Here is a 19,025-nt window from a genome sequence, read left to right on the forward strand (position 1 = left end):
CATAATAACTTTCATTTTTTACGCTTTGCATATGCCAATGCTTCATGCAAATATTTTTCGTAATGTTTTTCCAAACTAGCTGGGATCAATACCCACTCCTTAAAGCGCTTTTTAGTGAAGTTAAATTCCTTGCCTTCTCCCGAAGCGATCAATTCATTTACCCGTTTCGGAGATACCTTGATGATCATGGCATTTTCCGGTTCAAACATCGCTGCCATGAAGTCACCCTTGTATCTAAGGCATGGGCCTTTCATCAAGGTCGAGTGCTCCACACCGACCTCTTTATCGACTAGTTTGTTTGCAATATCATCGTATGTCACTTGAGGTTTCCTTTGATGTAAGCCAGCAGCTCAGGTGTATTATCAAGCTTCCTTGGCCCCATGAGCATGCCTCTAAGTCCAGCTTCTTTAAGCCGATCGAGGCTTAACTGGCTGGTTTTATCGAGTCTAACCACATTTATATTGACCAACTTCATGAACGGTTTATTGTTCGCTCCTGTATCCGGTATCTGTTTGAAAAACGGGCTGACCTTATCGAATATCTCATCCTGTTCCAGGCCTGTTTCCGCAACATCGGTGGCAAAACCGATCTGTTTATAGGGTGCCGCCAGATAGATCAACACTTTGTCACCCTTCTCTACCTTTGATTTAACCGGCCAATAAGCGCTTTTTTTGGAGAATGCGCCAAGCACATCATAGAGCTTTGTATTGGCAGGATATAACCAGTATGCCATAACTCCTCCAGCATAAACTCAGAATGGCCGCCGCCCCATGACTTCTGGCTTGACCGCGGTATTTGCCCAATGAGGGTTGTCGCGCATCCTCTGATAATAAGCGGTGATATTGGGATAATCTGTCCAATCAAAAGGAACAGCATCCACAAACATCTCCACATGCGCCACCGCATAATCAGCCAAGGTCAGGCCGTCACCAACCAGGTAGTCACGCTCCTGTAAGTGGGTTTCAAGTACCGGAGCATAGAGATTTAACCTTTCGATGCACCACCCAACCAACGGCTGATTCGGCTCCTGGCCAAGAAAATTGGGCTTGGCCACCGTCTCAAATGAGAGTGTCCCAAGAGCCTGATTATAATGAGCCAGCTCCCAGCAGAGCCAACGCACAATATCAGCACGCGACTTCTGATCCCTGGGGAAGAGCGTATTACCCGGTACCTGATCGGCCAGATACTGGTTAATCGCGTTTGACTCCCATAGGTTCAAATCGCCATCAACCAGCACTGGCACCATTCTGTTGGGATTGATTTCTCCAAACTCAGCTGAGGCTAAATCGCCGTCGAAAAAGTCGAGATATTCAATATCAATCTGGAGTCCCAAATGATTAAGAACTGCATGAACCTTGCGACAGTTGGGTGAGCCATTTACATAGAAAAGTTTCATGCCCCATTCCTTTTTTTGCAATACTTGCGAATTGCAAGCAATAGGATCATACAGGCAAACACTTTCAAAATGCAAGTATTAAGGATATAGTTTTTTCATGACAACCCCATGCAACAAACGCCGCTCAAGCTGCCCTATTAGTTTCTCCCTAGACGTCCTGGGGGACAAATGGACCTTACTGGTCATGCGTGATCTGATATTCATGCGCAAGCGCCGCTTCGGCGATTTCCTAAACTCCGCGGAAAAAATCGCCACCAATATTCTTACCCAGCGCCTGCGTAATCTCGAACACGCCGAAATCGTGACTCGGCGGACTGACCCGGAGAATGCGCGCCAGGTACTCTATGAACTAACGGCCAAAGGGCTCGACCTGATTCCAGTTTTACTCGATCTTATTATTTGGGGAGCCCGTTACGACCTAGAGACTGGCGCACCACAGGAGTTCCTCACGCGAGCTCAAACAGATCGTAAAGGCCTAATCGAAGAGCTGCGAAATTCGATTTTAGAACAGTCCAGCAATGAATAAACACCATTAACCAAGCGGTTTAAAAAAGTAATCGACCTAATAAAAAACAGCTAGATCCATGTATAGAGATGACTATCGTCAATAATGGCGGTTAGCGACACCAGCACCCGTGGCAGCTGTGCACATACCTAACAGCATAATGATTTGCACCAAGGGGTGGATATCCTGATTAGTCATAATCTCTATTTCAATCATGCTTAAATGAAAGAACCGCAGAAAGGTGGCGAGGCTTCACCACCGGACTGCGGCCTCCAACAGTATTTTGCGCGACAATCAGCTCTGGCGGTAATTGGGCGCTTCCTTGGTCATGGCGACATCGTGTACATGGGATTCGCGTATACCGGCATTGGTCACCCGGACACACTCCGGTTTGGTGCGTATCTCCTCGATCGTGTCTCGGCCGGTATAAACCATACTGGCACGAATACCACCCGTCAGCTAGGTAATCACGTTGATCATCGGCCCCTTTTTGGGGACACGACCTTCAATGCCTTCCGGCACCAATGTATCGGCGTCTTTGGTGTAAATCTTTTAGGGTTTTCACTTTCTCGTCATTTGGAAACGCCTATTTCGAAGTAGTGTCGCTCATTAAAAGTCTCCGTCAAACTCGGGGAGGTTCAATTTATCCCCGACCGCAACAATAACCTGTAGCCACTTTGTCATGCGGGTTCTGGGGCCTGTCGACACGCATTAACAACTTCATACTTTGTTTGCACAAATCCGTTTTTGTAAGTTTGTGTTTCTATGTGATTCAAGCACTTGTCATTGTTTAATGGGCCAAACAGAGGAATGCCAGTACCGATGAGCACCGGTACTCTTGTAATAATTATTTCGTCGATAAGGCCTGAATTTAAAAAACCTTGTATGGTTTTGCCTCCGTCGACATATAGGTGCATAGCACCCGAATTTTTAAGCTCATCACATAAATCACCAGGCGACTCAGACCTAAGCTCAACTGTATTTGGAATATCATCAGAAAGCTTTGGCAAAGTTTTGCTTAAAACAATAACGCGTTTATCTCCATAGGGCCACACGCCTGCAGAAATCACTAATTCATACGTCTTTCTGCCCATTACTAATACATCTATTGATCTCATAAATGCATTAAACCCAAAATCTTCATTTTCTGAGTCAGCCGGCACTGCCCCATCGCTTCCAGGTAACCAATCAAGTTCGCCATTATCTCTAGCGATAAAGCCATCAAGAGTGGTTGCGATATATACAGATACCTTCATTCATTTTCTCCGGATTTATTAACACATAGCGCTAATAGTATGAAAATCAATCCCCCTCCTTTATTCCCTTAGGAAAATTAGAGTTTCGTTTCTGTTCAATACAATTGCGTTTTCATGACGGTTAAAATCACCAGGCGCCAAGAATGGATTTTGATTGTTATGCATTTATACTCACCATTAGCTTCCTTCCCCCGGATATTTTGAAATTATTTGACTTATAAAACTCCAGTGTTCTAGCAAATTCCGGCAATGGAGGCGTCGTGACTTCCAGTCTGTGCCATCCTTTTTTAACAGCAAATTTCATGGCCGCCTTTAAGAGTTTTGAGCCGACCTTGTTGGATCTCCAGTCCGGAGCGACATAAAGCTCTGGGATCGTTCCGTATGCTCCTTCTGAATATAAAGCGTAACTTTCATAAACTGAAACAAAGCCAACATATTCTCCCGATGATCTGTCCTTTGCCATAAACACCCAATATTTGTCGGCTTCAACAAGCTCTTTGACCCTTCGTTCTGTTTCAGAAGGAATATAATTAAATGCCTTTTCGTTTATGGCATCCATGATCTCAGTTAAAAGCTCGCCGACCATTTTTGATACTACATGGTAGTTTTGATTCGATATTGGCTCTATTTCAATTTCACTCATGCTCTATTTCCCTAATCCAGACTGAGCAAGCTCACCGGAGCTGCTTCCATGATAGTAGTAGAAGATCGAGGCCTATGAAAACTGCTGAAGGTGCTGCTTTCACTAAACCCCAACCCCTTATATAACCCATATCCAGATGGCGATGCCTGTAGTGTGCAGTAGCGGCCCCCTTTGGCTCTGGCATGGCGAATCAGTTCTTTCATCACTACTTTAGCAACCCCTTGCCTTCTGCATTCCGGCAACACGCCCATTTGATGAACCCCCGCCATGTTTTCGTGAAAAAATAGCATTGCAGCAGCGACAGGCTTGCCGTTTAATCGATGTAAAAAGAGAGCGACGTCTGGGTGACGGGCCATTCTTTGGATGACCTCAGTGTCGATTTCATATCCGAAAGCACACTCGTTGACCCTTACCCATGCCCGAATACTTGCTTCGTCCGTGATCACATCATTGGTTTCTGAATTGCGATATTCGGGCAAGGTGGCATCCAGTTCAAGAAACATCGCCGTCTGCGTGAAAAGCTCCCTGAAGCCGGCCTGTGCCAATCCCGCTTCCAGTTGCATCGTATCGCTTTCATTTTCCTGCCAGAGCGGGAAGATGCAGTCGCTATCCGATATCAATACCTGCTCCAACAAGCGTTTAATTCCCTTTTTACCGTAGCCGGACTCCAGCCACAGACGGTATGGCCAACCTGGGGAGCGATACAGTCCATCTGCAATTCGTACGGCACCCATCGTTTTCCAGAGCGCGGTCAGGTTACGGATATTCATCTCATGGATTTCCCGGGTTTTCATGTTTAACCTCTGTTAATCATGAAGATGGCGGCAATCATCAGCACTGCGCCCAGGATCTTTACGGAAGAAAGGGTCGATACAGGAAGCTGAAACCAACCGAAATGGGAGGCGACAAGACCGAACAGCAGTTGCCCGCTAAGTGAATAGGAGAGCATTGAGGCCACGCCCATTTTGGGAATCAGGTAATAAAACAGCGCCACGGCCAAGGCGCTGAAAAGCCCCCCGGTAAACCAGAGATAACCCGGAACGGCGTAAACCGTCTCGACGGTTGGCGGTTCCCGGAGAAGAACGACGGCCGCCACACCCAGATAGAAAGCGCCACTGATGAAGGCAATCACCGTCGCCAAAAGTGAGCTGGCCAGAAGCTCCCCCAAGTGGGCATTCAGGGTAGCCTGCAATACGATGGCAACGCCCGCCACGATGCTTAACGCAATCAAGAGCATTTTCTCCTCCTCCAGTCAATTGAGATTGAGGAAGTCTATCGCGCCAATCGTTTGGGGCCATTTACATAGGTTGATTTATTTCATATTTCGTCGGATTCGGCTGAGCTGGGTCGGTGTAATGCCAAGGTGCGAAGCGATGTGGTATTGCCTAAGCCGGGATTCCAGATTGGGATAGTTTTCCTGGAACCGTTGATAGCGCTCCGTCGCGCTCTCCTGCACCAGCGAAACCTCACGTGACTCCTTGTCAATCAACCAGTTTTGCTCCAAGTAGTGGATATGGAATAGTTTGATATCGTCCCGTTCCTGTAGCAGTTTGCGATAGCCCAGGAAATCGATCCGAACCAGCTCACTCTCTTCAATCGCTACGATTTGAAATCGGGAAGGCGTATTCGTCAGCAACGCAACCATGGAACCGGGAAAGGTGTTTTCGCTGAAAAAGACTTTGTTGTATTCGTCGCCGGCTTCGTTGAACACAAACTGCCTCATCAAGCCCCGATAGATAAAACCAAAATCTTTTGGCACTTCTTGCATAGGATAAAGCACACCATCCTTATGGACCGTATCGAAATACGAGATCTCCCTTAACAACGCCCAGGAGTGCTCAGAAAGCGGATAATAGCGTCCCGTGACTGCCCTTAACGCCTGAAAAGCACGCGCCTCCTTTTGCAATGCCCTATTTTTCATAACGATTTTTTCCATTCACCTACCATTCATCTGTAAGATAGGCGGGAACATAACGGATCATTAAGCTATTGGTTCGAAGATTTATCACGTTTGGCGTCTTGTGCCATAAAAATAGCTGCACGTTCCAGCCCGGCATCACGATGGACTTCCCCATTGTGAAATTGGTCGCTTTCAATCGTTGCCAGAAGATTACGTCGCTGAGGATAGCGGACAAATATAAAGTGATCCCACCTATCCGCGAGCATACAATCCTCGCGATTGCCGAAAAGGCAGATGGGTTTTCCGCCATAAACTGGGTATGCACCTCTACGTAATAACTCAAATCCTGCAATCTTAGCGTAGCGATCATACGCCTCTTTACCGCTAATCTTTTTGTCGTCTTCTTTGAAACCTTTGTACTCTGCAACCTCTCTATATTTATTGAGGTTGTAGACATAAAGCGGTTCATCCAAATCTTGAGTTCTTGCAACCTTCATCTGGTTCTCGTCAGGCCAGACGTCTGTATTCTCGGCCTTCCAAGTAGCGGGAGGGGTACCTTTGTCGGTGACACCTTTAAACAACCGGGCAATCCATGAGATACCTTTAACCATATAAAAAGTCATCGATGGCTCTGGTATGACTACAAGAATGGTATACCCGGAGCAAACCTGCTTTAGAGCATTTTCAAAGGTTGACAAAAAGTCGAAAGCCGCTTGGGCCGATGAAAATTCGTCGATCACAATCTCGTCGATCAACATCCCGTCCCGAGCGACCGGGTCTACCTTAACCCGATACAATATTTTTCCTTTGAGTCTGCTTTTATCCAGCCATTTATGGTAACCATCAGAATCAAGAATTTCCAGATGGTAAACAAATGCCACTTTCCCTGAACCCGCCTCTTCCAAGACTCGACGGCATGACTCTTTATCTTTTGAGAAGGATATATTCATTTCAACTCTTTTTAAGCCGTTATCTATTTCGCGTCGACTCTGTACTGCAATCTAACCTTCTGTTCTTTCATCTTCACTTCTTTCACACTTAAAAAATTCGAGGATGGCTTTATTAAAAATCTCAGGCTGATCCATCAAAGATAGATGTCCAGCCTCTTTAATTCGATAAAGCCTTGAATTGGGAATGACCCTGGCTGCAGCTTCTCCATGCGTGATAGAAAACAGTTGATCGTTCTCCCCCCAAATTATTAGCGTATCATTTTGAATCTGACGAAGGGAGTCCTCCGGTATGGCTGCGACAGCAGCGCCTTTACCTTGTCGAAATGCATTTTTGCCGCCTTTACGCTTTATGACTTCAATGGAGTATCTTGCGTGATTCGAATCGCGATGATCAGGATCGAACAATATGTGTCTAGAGTAATATCGATTGGCCAGAGAAGATGGGAAAGCGTTCAGCCAAAGCATTCCCAGAAAAGAGGAAAGCGAAGGCTGCGCGCCTAGAGCGCCTGAATCAACCAAAACCAGTTTATTCACCATTTCCGGATTATCCAAAACGAACTGAAGGGCAATCGCTCCCCCTTGAGATAGGCCGACAATATGTGCTTTATGGATATTTAAGGACACCATGAATTCCTTTAGCCAAGTGGAGAAATAAGGTCGATCATATGAAGCGTCAGGTTTATCGGATTCGCCGTAGCCAACGATGTCTGGCGCGATGACATGAAAGTTTTTTGAAATAGCACCAATCGACGGGTACCAGGTGACAGCCCCCGCTCCTGCGCCATGCAGGAGGATCACAGGATCGCCTTCACCTGCCGATAAATATGCACTCTTAACTGATCCCGCCATGACTTCACTTTGCGTAACAAGGACCTTAATCTTATCTATTAGCGCTTGTCGGTGGTGATTTTTAGTCATTTTATTCATTTGTTGATAACATGATTCGGCGTAAAACTTACAACAATACCTTCAATAACTTAGAAAATGTGCTTAGCTGTTTTGCATCAAATTGTTTAAACAAATCAGCTGAAGCAAATCCAAATGAGATTTGCGCATCTTCATAAACCTGTTTCCCCGCAGCTGAAAGCGCAACCAGGCTCACCCTGGCGTCGCGCGGATTCGGCTCCTTTTCAACCAGACCCACTTTCTCCAGAGGATTTAACAGGCGAGTAATACCAGATGGGCTTAAACCTACCTGCTCAGCAAGATCGCTGCGACGCATTTTCTGCTTTGGAGCCAGGTATAACTGATTCAGAACAAAATATTCAGATAAACCTATGCCATGTACAAAAAGTGCGCCGCCAACCCGTTTCTGGATTTTGCTTTGCAGATTTATAATATCCATCACTAACCCTTCTTCTCTATTTTTTGACATATTCAACTCATTTGCGAAGTATTTGAGCAGTAAACTATAGGGTTTATTGTTTGCGTAGTCAAATATCTATCAATTAAATGAAAAACATCAAGAAGGAACCAGACCGTGATGCGAAGCGCCTGTTTGAACAGTTTGTTAGTGCAAGGCATGACAACAAGTGTCGAGTCATAAAACAACACATCATTGTTGTGGTAGAAAAATATCAATCCTGTAACTGCGCCCGATACTGGAAACAGTGTTGCAGAAAGAGAAAACGGGATTGCTATACATGACAAAAATTCTTCAATTTTTTTCTTGGCCACGAAGGCCAGAGATCCTGGCACAGAATTCAAACAGCCCTAACAGCAACCAGAAAGCAGTCCCTTTGTAGTGGCACAGTGAATTTGTGCCACCTGATTATGAGTGACATCATCACTCTCAACAAACATTCAGGTAACAAAATGACAAATAGAAGGCGGACATTCAGCCCCGAGTTCAAGCTGGAAGTGGCGCAACGGGTAGTAGACCAAGGCTACACGGTACGAGCGGCCTGCGACGCGGTCGGTGTAGGAAAATCGACGATGGAGTACTGGGTACTGTAGCTTCGGGCAGAGCGAGTTGAAAAGTCGACCGGGTGTACAGGTCTCACACAGGATCAAAGGCTAAATCGGGAGCTGGAAAGGCAACTCAGGCGGGTCGAGAAGGAGAAAGAAATCCTAAATACGGCTACGGCCCTCTTGATGTTGTACTCGCTGAACAATTCGCGATAATCCAGAGACCTCAATGGAGCTACCCGGCCAATCGCCTCTGCCAAGTATTTGGCATGCACCGTAGCAGCTGTCGGGTTTGGCGGGGACGCCTGGCAGGAGTGAACCCGCAGGAACGGCAGTTACTGGAACGGATCAGGGTTGCCCACCGGATCAGTAACGGATCAGCCGAAGCAAGAACGGCGCCAAGCTGGCAACGGCGGAGGGAATCAAGCTAAGTCGCTATCGGGCGGCACGCAGGATGAAAACCCTGGGACTGGTAAGCAGTCAACAGCCACGGTATCACTACAAGAAGGCAGAGCAGCCTCATTTGGCGATCCCTAATCGATTGGGCTGCCAGTTTGATGTGGAGACGCCAGATAAGGTCTGGGAGGGTGATATCACGCATATCTGGACGGGGAAGCGTTGGGTTTACCTGGCAGTTGTATTGGATCTGCTTACACGCAAGCCGGTGGACTTGGCGATATCTTTTTCCACAGATAGTGGATTGACGAGAAAGGCACTGATGATGGCGTATGAATCCAGCGGGGAGCCGCAGGGTGTAATGTTTCACTCGGACCAGGAAAACCAATACACCAGCCTGTCATTCAGGCAGTTACTCTGGAAGTATCAAATCAACCAGAGCATGAGCCGTCGTAGCAATTGCTGGGACAATAGCCGATTGAGCGTTTTCTCTGAAGCCCGAAAACAGGATGGATTCCTGAGATCGGCTACGCGTCGTTTCAGGAATCGAAACAGGAGATCACGGAGTATATCGTTATACGCCCAACGGTGGATTAGCCCCCAATGTTGCAGAAAAACGATACTGGGATGCTCAAAAAGACGTGGCCAAAAATTACTTGACCACTACAATTCCTGCGTTACTCCAGCGACGACTAATTCGTTAGGGCTGTTGCTGACAAATTCGAGGCCATACTCGATTCGATATAAGTACTGTTAATGTCGCTATTGCCTACCGTTGCCAGCCAGTGCCAAGTCAGAGATATCCCATCCTCTTCTTCGGTGAATCAGCCAGCACAGATACCCAATCTTCGCTAAGGCGTTTTTGGGGTATTTTAAGTCACTGATTTAGGTTTACGCCTTGTTCGGCTGATACCTAAAAGTCCAAGTGAAAGTAGTACCAAAGTTCCTGGCTCTGGAACATCAACCGTTGGTCCAGGTACAGTAAGAGGTTCATATTCATAAATTAATCTCGAAAATGAATTGAAAATCCCAGAAATTCTGTTTGTGGCTCCACAAGCATTCAGTGTCTGGCAATCCAAACCATCCCCTTCTAAACCAGCCCGTAATTGATAGTAAAAAAGACCTATAAGCGGCCGATTAATATCGGTACCGATACCCAAAAAGTTATCAAGAATATCGCCTTCATAATCGTATCTTGTGTTCCCATTTACTTGCCAAGCTTGTATGACCGGATCGACATATGCGTTATTGACCTTTTGTTGAGAAAAACCAACACCATGAGGAGTTATGCGATCAGCTTCATCCGGAAAGGCAAAAATTTGAAGACCAAATAGATTATTATTATTATTTCCTACAGGATCAAAATAGGTATTTAAAAGCACGGAATAGGAACCGTCGGTACCTACACTAAATATGCTATCTTCAGGACGCAGTATAAAGCTGCCTTGAAGATCCCACCGAGTAATCAATGAAGCTTTAGTCAGTGTTCCTAAATTTGGATCAAAAGTATTAAATCGAAACCTGCTATAGAAGTCTTTGGAGGCACTGCAGGAATTTAGACCTCCAAGTGTACCAACTTGATTAGTGCAAGCCACATCATTATCGGGATCAGTATGAGTGAAGGCTACTGTTTGAGTGATCGTTAGAGGAGTGGCTTGAATTTGGGCACTAATGACGAATAAAGCAATCATTATCACCGATGAAGTCATACGTCTCATAATTAATCCATTTTCGTTAGTTGTCGATTCTGTGTCGGTACCGACGTTATCGTTGTGATGGCAGACAATTTCCGACGACTTGTACAACAGCTTGAATTCCATGCTGTTTCCATCGAGACTAGCAAAGTCGGATAGGTGATGAAATTAGCCATGTGGCTATTTTTTGTCTGGCGAACGCAGATCACATACCTATGGAGAAATGGACCCGAAAATTAGGACAGGCCGTTCAGTGTGTTTCCTGTTAATTTTAACCACTCTCTAAAAGGAACAAACAATGCGCAGAAAACGACGAATTCACTCACCGGCTTTCAAGGCCAAAGTGGCATTGGCAGCGATCAATGAAGATGGAAGTCACTTAAGCGACTGCCCAAAATATGGGATCCATTTCTCTGTGCGGATACCTATCGAGAAATGAAAGCACTGGTGATCGACGACCACCCTGCATTCGTCGCCTCCCTGGAGACGCTGCTCAAGCGCATGTACCGGAACATCGGTATCGACTCTGCCACATCAGCCGAAGCCGCGTTACGCCATATCGAATACCATCCCGATTATCAATTCATCCTGCTTGATCTCGCCATGCCCGGACTGGACGGTTTCGCCTTTTTGCGGGCTTTGGAACAACGTAAACTACCTATCCCGGTAATCATCGTCTCCTCCCACGAAGATCCGGAAACCATCCATGCCTGTATCAATGCCGGGGCTGTCGGTTACATTCCCAAATCCTATGGTCTGGATCAGATGGCGAAGGCCATCGAACGAATCCATGGCGGTGAAATCTACCTGCCGCAAGCACTCAAGCAAATAACCACGCAAACACACGAGGCGGACGTTAAACGGCGTTGCGAGCAATTCGGCATTACCATAAAAAACCACCAGGTATTGGTGTGGCTGGCCAAAGGCAAGACCAATAAGGAGATCGCCGACGAGTTGAATATCTCGGTGCATACGGTGAAGGCGCATCTGGCCAAACTGTTTGAACGACTGCAGACCGGCAATCGGATGGATACAGTGATGGAGGCTATCCGCCTGGGGTTGCTTGAAGGCTGACCCGTAATCCCTGGCGCTCGCGCAAGGACAGAGAGAGAAGAGAGAGCAATGCGGCTTAGTCTACCATTAAGCGGTGCAGGGTGCTGCGCAGGGTAACAGGAGCTACCGGTTTACTTAATACCGGATACTGATCGTCGCGGATGCTGCTCAGTTCCTCCGCCGTGACATCGCCCGTTATGATTAAAGCCTTGCTCTTCCTGCCTGCCTTCTCATTCATCGCCTTGATCACTTCAAGACCAGTATGGCCATCCGCGAGACGATAATCGGCAATAATCACATCAATCTCTTCGTCCGCCGTCACTGACACGGCTTCCTGCAGAGAAGTGGCCGTCAGCACGGCGCATTTCCATCCAGCCAATAGATCGCGGGTGGCAGAAAGGACATCCGGGTCATCGTCCACTACCAGCACGACGGCGCCCTGCAGGCGATAACCACGCTCTTGGTGGGTGAGGGGCTCACCATTTTGCTGTGGCATTGCTGTCCCTCCCGGCACCATAAGCCTGAAACAGCTGCCGCAACCACTGCGGGATACGAGGCTCAGTTGATGGCCAAGCAGTTGATTCAGCCGCTGTACGATGGAGAGTCCGAGACCGAGCCCCTTGCGCCGGTCACGGCCCGGGTTATCCAGCTGTACAAATTCACCGAAGATTTCCTGCTGCTTCTCCACCGGAATACCGCGACCGCAGTCCCATACCTCGATCCGCCAGTGGTCGCCGCGTTTACGTGCGCCAATCAACACGCCAGAAGCCCTGCCATGTTTTACTGCGTTGTCCACGAGATTCGCCAGCATGCGATAGAGCAGTGTCGCATCCGAATACAGCCACGCAGGGGGTGAACGAAAGCGCAGTTTCACACCATATTCCCTCGCCTGTGGGGTGAACTCATTTTTCAACCGAGTGATGAGTTGCGTCAGCGGGAAGTGGGAGGGACTGGATTTCAGGATGCCGGCATCGAGGTGTGAGATATCGAGCAAGGCATTCAGGATATCATTCAAAGCAAATAGCGAGTTGCCGATCTGTACCAGGGCCTGTTCCGCCTTCTCATCCTGTAACGAAGCTTTCAACTGCTCCATCCGCAGGCTCATGGCATGTAAAGGCTGACGCAGGTCATGACTCGCGGCGGCGAGAAAATCTGTTTTGGCTCGGTTTGCCTGTTCAGCCGTTTCACGTGCCGCCCTCGCCTCGTCTTCACTCACCCGCAGCTCCCGGGTTCTGGACTCGACAGTTTTTCTCAGTTGCCGATTCCAGATCAGCGTCACGCCAAAACCGATGATCGTCAGCGCAATAGCAAAGACTGCGAGTTGCTCGCGTGTAGGTCTCCAGGGCTCTGTCTTTAAGCCAACCCATTTGCGATAGATGACTTGCCGGTCCTCACTGCTGATGGACGCGATACCCTTCTGCAACAGGCGCTGCAACATGGGCCAGTCCCGGCGCGAAGCGAGCGCCAGTTTGTAGGAGAACTTGGTCAGACTACTTATATGAAGATTGGTAATCTTCCACTTTTCGATCGAGTAAGAAGTGGTGGCCAGATTCAAAACCCCGGCGTTCGCCTCGCCTGTGGAGATTCTCTCCAGCAGGGTCTTTACATCCGTGGCCATGCGAAGTTCTATTTGAGGATGGTTGTGACGCAGGAATTCATTGATACCGAAACCTTTAATGGTAAGCAGGTGCTTGCCATGAAGCTCTTCGAGCGAGGGGACACTTTCTCCGGTGCGGGTTATGATCACGTCCGGAAACTCCACATAGGGAGCAGTAAAAAGCATGTACTCCAACCGCTCCGGCGTCTCTGTCGCCACCGCAACCATATCGGCGTCGCGGTTCTTTACCAACTGCAGCGCCTGCGCCCAGCTTTCTGGGAGCGTATATTCAAAGCGAATCCCCAACCTTTGGGAAATGATCGCAAGAAAATCATTGGCCAACCCAACGGACTTACCCGCATCATTCTTGAACTGAAAGGGAGCATAATCAGGGTCGGAAGCAATGTGGATAACGGGGTGGGCGTCGACCCACGCCAGCTCTTCCGCTGTCAGGACCAGCATGGGAGAACGGTATGGAGGAAATACCTCCCCGCCAAGACATGCGCCCGCTGACAGCGCATAGAACAGGATAAGAAAAATGGTCCATGTTGAACTCATGATGTATTGCAGCTCATGAACACTCCACCGTATAACACAGTAAATCATCTTTTTTCTAAACCAAGTCCGGCCGGTTCGACAAGAGCCAACTCATAACGGGTTGTTCTGCCACCACCTCGTAACGGGATGATCGTAACCTTGGCAACCCGATCAGAAAGATCGCGGCTGGCCGTTCTATTGGGACATTTGGTGATTGGTTCATATCTTCTGGTGGTGATTCCACCTTCAAAGCCTTTTCGACCTTCAGCGAATACCCGCGATACCATCCTGGCCTGCCGGTCAGTCAACTGGTCGCCATAAACTTCATAGAAACCTGACTTGGCCATTACAAAATCCACCTCTTCCCTGGCTATTTCCTGTGTCTTGATGACCCTATCGGCAAAGTAATCAAACCAAATATTAACATCCAGGCTTCCACGGCTCGCTTTCTCCCGTTGCAGATAATAAGATTTGTTGTCACCCTCTAACGCCGTGGCAAGACAAGCCGTGGTTGGATAGCCAAGAGACTGCGAAAGCGCGTGATCAGCAATCGCCCTGCCGACTCGCCCATTCACGTCATGGAAAGGATGAATCACTTCGAACCAGAGCTGTGCAATACCTACTCGGGCAATTCCTGGCAGGTTCTTATCCCTGCTCAAAGGGTTGGTATCGTTATACCAGTCGATAAATCTCGTCATTTCTTCAGGCACCTGGATTGCTGGCAGGGCTTCATAGTGAACCTTTTCCCGACGTAAGGCCCGCTCACTATTTGCACTGGCGAAGAATCGTTGCGGTATGCACCCCGTAAAATAGGCGTGTAGCGCTGTTCCGGGATGGCCATGGATTGCCACTTACCCAGCAGATCCTGAGTCAGCGATGTTTGCCTGTTCTTACGAGCATCCACCCGCAACGAAGCAGCCCCCACCGCTTTCTGGTCTGTGTTGTCTGGTAGCGTATCCGATGCAATTAAAGAAAGAAGAGATGACCTGACCGATTCTCTATCCAGACCCTCGCCCTCAATGGCGCTGGTTTTGATGACTTCTGAAAACATCAGATCAATCATGGCATCCTCTTGGGACGCCATTGACAGTGCCTCAAAGCGGCTGGCCAGACGCTCTGAGTTCAGACGAAACTCAAGTTCCCGGTCATTGAGCGCGCGATTGTCATAGCGAAAATCTGGCCGGTCGGGTTGCTGCCATATCCATTTCATGCGGCACTTTCATGTGCCACACCCTCACTGGCGGCCTTCGGCCGTGCAAACTGTCGATCCTGCCATTTTGTCATGGAGTGAGTATGGACCATAATCACGCCATACGCGTACGAGGAGAGGAACTGAACGCTGTCAATACGATGACAGCACCAATTCACCTCTCATGGTATCGCTATTTTCTAATTTCAACACGCAACAAATACCATGAAAGATGCCATTGATGATGCAGATTACATTATTGATTAGATTGTATTAATTTTTATAAATCAATATGTTAAAAATCACAGTCACTCCCACTCTATCATTAATAAGCCTTTTTTATCTTTTATTTTCAATATGTTATTTTCATGCTAAACGGTAATACCATGCTCAGAAATTCCTTCAAAAATCCGCAATCCTTACCACCTTATAATTTCAATGCTGCCTGAAGATCTTCATGCTCGAACGCACTGGCCATGCGTGCAATCTCAGCACGCTTGGCTCCGACTTCTGCTGCTACTACCTGCCAGGTACGCGTCACCTCTGCCACTTCACAGATAATCGTTCGTGCCTGTCCATCGCCAAGACCAAAATAACCAGCCGTTTCCCGCAATAACGCCACTGAGCAAGTACCTTCGTCAAGGTCAATGTTTGTTGTCAGTATCCGCGCCTTCACATCCACCGGTGTCGGATTAAGATCATAGGCAGGCGAAAGCACCCAACCACCCTGCCCTGACCACAGGAACCCGTGGTTGCGCAAGTGATCGTCAACGTTGGACACCAGGACATTGAAAACCACTCGGCGATAAAGCTGCCACGCATCTTCTTTGGCCTGGGCACCATGTGCCGTCAAAGCATCCACAAGTTCAGGGTAACTGCCACGTTCACCGTCCCGTGACCCAGTCATCGACATCGCAGACAGAAAGGGAATTCGCCAGCCGTTGTCACGATCGAAGCGACGCGACAACAACACCGGTTTACCGGCAACCTGTAGTAATTCATGCTTGGGTGTTTGTATACCCGCCCGCTCTGCCAATCTGAGAGCGATTTCTTCCCAGGTTTCAATGCTGTAATCGTCGGACTCCTTGGGGAATTTCGCGATCGACAGATGACCATTCTGATCGATCACGGATGCCTTGGGACGAGCTCCTCCCAGCGACGATCCTGGCGCGAAAATCAGTTGCAGATCTTCATCTGTCTCTTCGTCACGCTCTATCCGTTCAGTGATCTGAAGCAAACGCCCTAGCTCAATCAGAGCGGGAACGCCGTGATGTACAGGCGCCTGAAACACCTCCTCACCACGCCAACGAAACCTGAGCGCACCCAAGCGGGTCTCATCTGCCACACCAAGTAGATAATGCAGTTCCCCCAGCGTACGCACCTGCCGTCCCTCGCGTTCCGCCAGACGTCGTTCAGCGCGCTGCATCAGGCGCCTACCCCAGGTATCCGGTGCCGAGTCACCAATCGATCCGAATATGGGCTGGCCCGCCTGCGGAGGGAATGCCCCCGCAGTCAGAGTCAGTGCCGGCTCGATCGAAAAACGGTTTGCATCTCCAAGCCAGTCCTCATCATATTCAAAGGCAACGGTTTCTCCACGACGAGATGCCTGCCGGTGAAGTACCCCCAGTGGACGTACCCACCCTTCCAGATCAATATGGACCTCAACGTCAGTCATCCGATTGCTTCCTGCGCTTCGTCGACATACGCACACGCTGGGGCAGTTCCCCGGAAGCGAGCGAACGCCCGATTTCATCATGGGCAGGATCGGCGAGCTGATCCAGCCTGTCCAGCAAGCCCAGCGACTGCAACACAGCAGCATAAATCCCCATACTTACACCCGGATCTCCCGCCTCGACCCGCTGCAAGGTGGCCCGGCTGGTAAAGGCGCGCTCTGCCACCACAGCCATGGTCAAACGGCGTCGCTGCCGGGCTTCGCGGAGATCGGTACCCAGTTTTCGCAATACTCGCCTGACGGCGGAGGATGGTATATGTGGTTTTGGCATAATGTTTTATTCAGTTATCATTAAACAAGCTTAATGTAACATGAATAATACATTATTCAAGTAGAGCCGCCGATACCATGAAAAGCTCAACAGACCTGACATGGTATTGACTCAGCGCGCAGAAGCCGCGTGCGTCGATACCATGATTTATACCATTGAAAAATGGCACTAACTGCTTTCCGATGCCCGCCAGTGTCAGATGATGCCAGACAAAAAATGAGGATAAGTGATTGGTTCTGCTAACTTGCTGAGAATTGATGCCTGTGAATGCCTGCCAGTGCCAGATCCGGTCTACTCCCACTCGATTGTAAATAAGCCTTTTTTATCATTTATATTCAATGGCTTATTTTCCTGCCAAACGGTAATACCATGAAAAATACCATGCTTAGAAACTTCTTGATTGCGAGATTGTGACACCTTCAGCAAGCCGGCAAAACTGTTCGTAGTACTACGTTCCAAGCGACTTCCCAAGTGATACGCTCCTGTTCCAGACGGACATTCTGGCCCCAGGCATTGCGTTTGATGGCTTGATACACCGCCTGCTCGGGGTCTGTCAGCAGGAGCAATGTTTCCGCAGCATGCTGATCCTTCTCCTCCACCCACAGAGTCTGATGGCTTCGGAGGGTCGTTTCGTCCATCAATACGGATTTGAGCTCAGGAAGATAGCTTCTGGCACGATTGAGAATCGCAAATCCATGTGTGTCCAAATCCCCCCAGTAGATGCAGTTTGCTTTGGCAATCCAGGGTAGACGACCCAGCACGTCGACCCCATAACCCAACTGCATGATGACAACCGAACCCGGAAGATCATCAAACGCGAGACCGGTTTGCAGGTTCTCGACAATGAAAACGTTGCTGACAGGGAGATCGAGTTCAGCCAGCTGTTCCCAGGGTGCAGAGATATCGTTCAGACTGCCAATCCGTTGCCTCAGGCTCTCGTCCAGAATGCGCAGACGGATGAGTTGTGGTGGTGCCTTGAGTCCGCAGCGCTCGCAAAAATCACCCTCGCTTGATGATTTACCTCGCACGTTATCGACGAGATCTGCCAGAAGCCCTTTACGTTTTTCAAGCCACTTGCTGTCCAGGCCACTGACGGGCAGCTGTCTCGGATAAAGGTTGGAAGCAGGATGCTTCTCGATCCAGGCGACCATATCGATAAGGCGTCGATAATCCGCCTCGCTGTAATCAGCAAGAATGGCAAAGTAACGAGGCAGCTTGTCAGAAAGCTGAGGCCAACGCCCGATAAGATCCCTGTATCGCTGTTGGGCGCGATCCCATCGATCTGCCTCTCCAATCCATTGAGCAACTTCGCCGGAGCCAGACAGCAGCAGTTTCTCGGGAACAGGCTGTGTTCCCAGCTTGCGCCAATGCCGTTCACTCCAGGAAAGTGATCCCACACCATTCCAGGATTGCCAGGCAGCTACCCAGGCACGGACGTCTTCAACCTGCTTCAGCGCCTGGTTCTCGGTGGGGATGCCCAGATTGACCTCCAGTGGCCAGGCACTGTCTTCCAACTGCTCTGGTTCGCGGCTTGCCTCAAGCCACTCACGATGCCTGTTCTTGAAGCGGCGCTTCAACTCCTTTTGAACATCATCAGGAAACTTCAAGACTCGCCTCCTGATGTGCATGAGCAGGCAGTTTCAGGCGCTGCTGCTCCGAATCATATTCGATCATCAAAACACCGGAGACACGCCGGTCGCTGATATCAATAAAGCAGGCACCACCAATAAACGGTTCCAGGGTCATGACCGATTTCAGCGGTGTGGCGACAATCATCTGAAAACCAAAATTCTTGAAGATATTCATCGCCAACGCGGTGAACTCATTGTCAGCCTTGTCGAAGGCCTCATCGAGTACCACCGGCGCATACATGGGCACACCATGCTCATTGCCGCCCAACTGGTAGCGCAGCGCAGCGGCCAGGCAGGTCGTGGCCAGCTTCTGCCGTTGACCACCCGACTTACCTGAACCACTGCGATAGACCTCCACCTCGACACC

22 protein-coding genes and 2 pseudogenes are annotated in these 19,025 nt (G+C 48.9%); 3 read left to right on the top strand and 21 right to left on the bottom strand.

Features of this window, described 5'->3' with window-relative positions; genetic code table 11:
- Nucleotides 1-11: 11 nt before the first annotated feature.
- Genes ACQY5R_RS02235 through ACQY5R_RS02245 form a run of 3 tightly spaced genes read right to left on the bottom strand, consistent with a single transcriptional unit; the run spans nt 12 to nt 1,396 of the window.
- A complete protein-coding gene (locus tag ACQY5R_RS02235; RefSeq protein WP_428603947.1) occupies nt 12-320 on the bottom strand; it encodes a hypothetical protein in 309 nt (102 codons plus the stop codon).
- Nucleotides 317-733 (bottom strand): hypothetical protein, encoded by a 417-nt coding sequence (locus tag ACQY5R_RS02240; RefSeq protein WP_428603949.1) that lies wholly within the window; start codon nt 731-733, stop codon nt 317-319. Before ACQY5R_RS02240 ends, ACQY5R_RS02235 begins: the two co-directional genes overlap by 4 nt.
- An 18-nt stretch (nt 734-751) precedes the next feature.
- Nucleotides 752-1,396, bottom strand: coding sequence for a glutathione S-transferase family protein (locus ACQY5R_RS02245; protein WP_428603951.1), 645 nt, complete (start codon nt 1,394-1,396; stop codon nt 752-754).
- A 97-nt stretch (nt 1,397-1,493) separates the two neighbouring features.
- Between ACQY5R_RS02245 and ACQY5R_RS02250 the strand changes: the two genes are divergently transcribed.
- Nucleotides 1,494-1,922: a winged helix-turn-helix transcriptional regulator gene (locus tag ACQY5R_RS02250; RefSeq protein ID WP_428603953.1), complete on the top strand. Its 429-nt coding sequence runs from the start codon at nt 1,494-1,496 to the stop codon at nt 1,920-1,922.
- A gap of 273 nt (nt 1,923-2,195) precedes the next feature.
- Here ACQY5R_RS02250 and ACQY5R_RS02255 read toward each other — a convergent pair.
- The 10 genes and pseudogenes from ACQY5R_RS02255 to ACQY5R_RS02300 all read right to left on the bottom strand — a co-directional run.
- Nucleotides 2,196-2,435, bottom strand: a pseudogene (locus tag ACQY5R_RS02255) (IMP dehydrogenase); the annotation flags it as partial.
- 146 nt (nt 2,436-2,581) lie between these two features.
- On the bottom strand, nt 2,582-3,157 hold the full coding sequence (locus ACQY5R_RS02260) for a dihydrofolate reductase family protein (RefSeq protein WP_428603955.1): 576 nt from the start codon (nt 3,155-3,157) through the stop codon (nt 2,582-2,584).
- A gap of 157 nt (nt 3,158-3,314) precedes the next feature.
- The gene (locus ACQY5R_RS02265; protein ID WP_428603957.1) at nt 3,315-3,800 is read right to left on the bottom strand and encodes an N-acetyltransferase family protein; all 486 of its coding nucleotides are present in this window, start codon (nt 3,798-3,800) and stop codon (nt 3,315-3,317) included.
- Nucleotides 3,801-3,811: 11 nt separating this feature from the next.
- The gene (locus ACQY5R_RS02270) at nt 3,812-4,594 is read right to left on the bottom strand and encodes a GNAT family N-acetyltransferase (RefSeq protein WP_428603959.1); all 783 of its coding nucleotides are present in this window, start codon (nt 4,592-4,594) and stop codon (nt 3,812-3,814) included.
- Between the two features lie 2 nt (nt 4,595-4,596).
- Complete coding sequence (locus ACQY5R_RS02275; protein ID WP_428603961.1) at nt 4,597-5,037, bottom strand: DMT family transporter; 441 nt, start codon at nt 5,035-5,037, stop codon at nt 4,597-4,599.
- Between the two features lie 75 nt (nt 5,038-5,112).
- Nucleotides 5,113-5,721 carry a Crp/Fnr family transcriptional regulator gene (locus tag ACQY5R_RS02280; protein WP_428603963.1) on the bottom strand — a complete coding sequence of 203 codons (609 nt, stop codon included), beginning with the start codon at nt 5,719-5,721 and terminating at the stop codon, nt 5,113-5,115.
- Between the two features lie 65 nt (nt 5,722-5,786).
- Entirely contained in the window at nt 5,787-6,650 is an 864-nt protein-coding gene (locus ACQY5R_RS02285) for a hypothetical protein (RefSeq protein WP_428603965.1), read from the bottom strand.
- Nucleotides 6,651-6,701: 51 nt separating this feature from the next.
- Nucleotides 6,702-7,577 carry an alpha/beta fold hydrolase gene (locus ACQY5R_RS02290; RefSeq protein ID WP_428603967.1) on the bottom strand — a complete coding sequence of 292 codons (876 nt, stop codon included), beginning with the start codon at nt 7,575-7,577 and terminating at the stop codon, nt 6,702-6,704.
- A gap of 28 nt (nt 7,578-7,605) precedes the next feature.
- Nucleotides 7,606-8,025 (bottom strand): MarR family winged helix-turn-helix transcriptional regulator, encoded by a 420-nt coding sequence (locus ACQY5R_RS02295; RefSeq protein WP_428603969.1) that lies wholly within the window; start codon nt 8,023-8,025, stop codon nt 7,606-7,608.
- 2 nt (nt 8,026-8,027) lie between these two features.
- A complete protein-coding gene (locus ACQY5R_RS02300) occupies nt 8,028-8,327 on the bottom strand; it encodes a hypothetical protein (protein WP_428603971.1) in 300 nt (99 codons plus the stop codon).
- A gap of 138 nt (nt 8,328-8,465) precedes the next feature.
- On the opposite strand from ACQY5R_RS02300, the pseudogene ACQY5R_RS02305 reads away from it, so the two are divergent.
- A pseudogene (locus tag ACQY5R_RS02305) lies at nt 8,466-9,658 on the top strand (IS3 family transposase).
- A gap of 168 nt (nt 9,659-9,826) precedes the next feature.
- Here the strand turns inward: ACQY5R_RS02305 and ACQY5R_RS02310 are convergent.
- Nucleotides 9,827-10,774, bottom strand: a complete 948-nt coding sequence (locus ACQY5R_RS02310) for a PEP-CTERM sorting domain-containing protein (protein ID WP_428603973.1) — start codon at nt 10,772-10,774, stop codon at nt 9,827-9,829.
- 309 nt (nt 10,775-11,083) lie between these two features.
- Between ACQY5R_RS02310 and ACQY5R_RS02315 the strand changes: the two genes are divergently transcribed.
- The gene (locus tag ACQY5R_RS02315) at nt 11,084-11,722 is read left to right on the top strand and encodes a response regulator transcription factor (RefSeq protein WP_428603975.1); all 639 of its coding nucleotides are present in this window, start codon (nt 11,084-11,086) and stop codon (nt 11,720-11,722) included.
- A 55-nt stretch (nt 11,723-11,777) separates the two neighbouring features.
- On the opposite strand, the gene ACQY5R_RS02320 is transcribed toward ACQY5R_RS02315, so the two are convergent.
- The 7 genes from ACQY5R_RS02320 to ACQY5R_RS02350 all read right to left on the bottom strand — a co-directional run.
- Complete coding sequence (locus ACQY5R_RS02320) at nt 11,778-13,856, bottom strand: ATP-binding protein (protein WP_428603977.1); 2,079 nt, start codon at nt 13,854-13,856, stop codon at nt 11,778-11,780.
- 44 nt (nt 13,857-13,900) lie between these two features.
- Nucleotides 13,901-14,545, bottom strand: coding sequence for a Fic family protein (locus ACQY5R_RS02325; RefSeq protein WP_428603979.1), 645 nt, complete (start codon nt 14,543-14,545; stop codon nt 13,901-13,903).
- Nucleotides 14,530-15,045, bottom strand: a complete 516-nt coding sequence (locus ACQY5R_RS02330) for a DUF4172 domain-containing protein (RefSeq protein WP_428603981.1) — start codon at nt 15,043-15,045, stop codon at nt 14,530-14,532. The genes ACQY5R_RS02325 and ACQY5R_RS02330 overlap by 16 nt, the downstream gene beginning before the upstream one ends.
- Nucleotides 15,046-15,451: 406 nt before the next feature.
- Nucleotides 15,452-16,699: a type II toxin-antitoxin system HipA family toxin gene (locus tag ACQY5R_RS02335; RefSeq protein ID WP_428603983.1), complete on the bottom strand. Its 1,248-nt coding sequence runs from the start codon at nt 16,697-16,699 to the stop codon at nt 15,452-15,454.
- The gene (locus ACQY5R_RS02340; RefSeq protein WP_428603985.1) at nt 16,692-17,027 is read right to left on the bottom strand and encodes a helix-turn-helix domain-containing protein; all 336 of its coding nucleotides are present in this window, start codon (nt 17,025-17,027) and stop codon (nt 16,692-16,694) included. Before ACQY5R_RS02340 ends, ACQY5R_RS02335 begins: the two co-directional genes overlap by 8 nt.
- Before the next feature lie 419 nt (nt 17,028-17,446).
- A complete protein-coding gene (locus ACQY5R_RS02345; protein WP_428603987.1) occupies nt 17,447-18,634 on the bottom strand; it encodes a Wadjet anti-phage system protein JetD domain-containing protein in 1,188 nt (395 codons plus the stop codon).
- The coding region (locus ACQY5R_RS02350) for an SbcC/MukB-like Walker B domain-containing protein (RefSeq protein ID WP_428603989.1) at nt 18,621-19,025 on the bottom strand (405 nt) is incomplete at its 5' end. The genes ACQY5R_RS02345 and ACQY5R_RS02350, both read right to left, overlap by 14 nt.

Origin of the sequence: Sedimenticola sp. (assembly GCF_050289425.1) — a bacterium.
In the GTDB taxonomy this organism is placed as follows: Bacteria; Pseudomonadota; Gammaproteobacteria; order Chromatiales; family Chromatiaceae; genus Sedimenticola.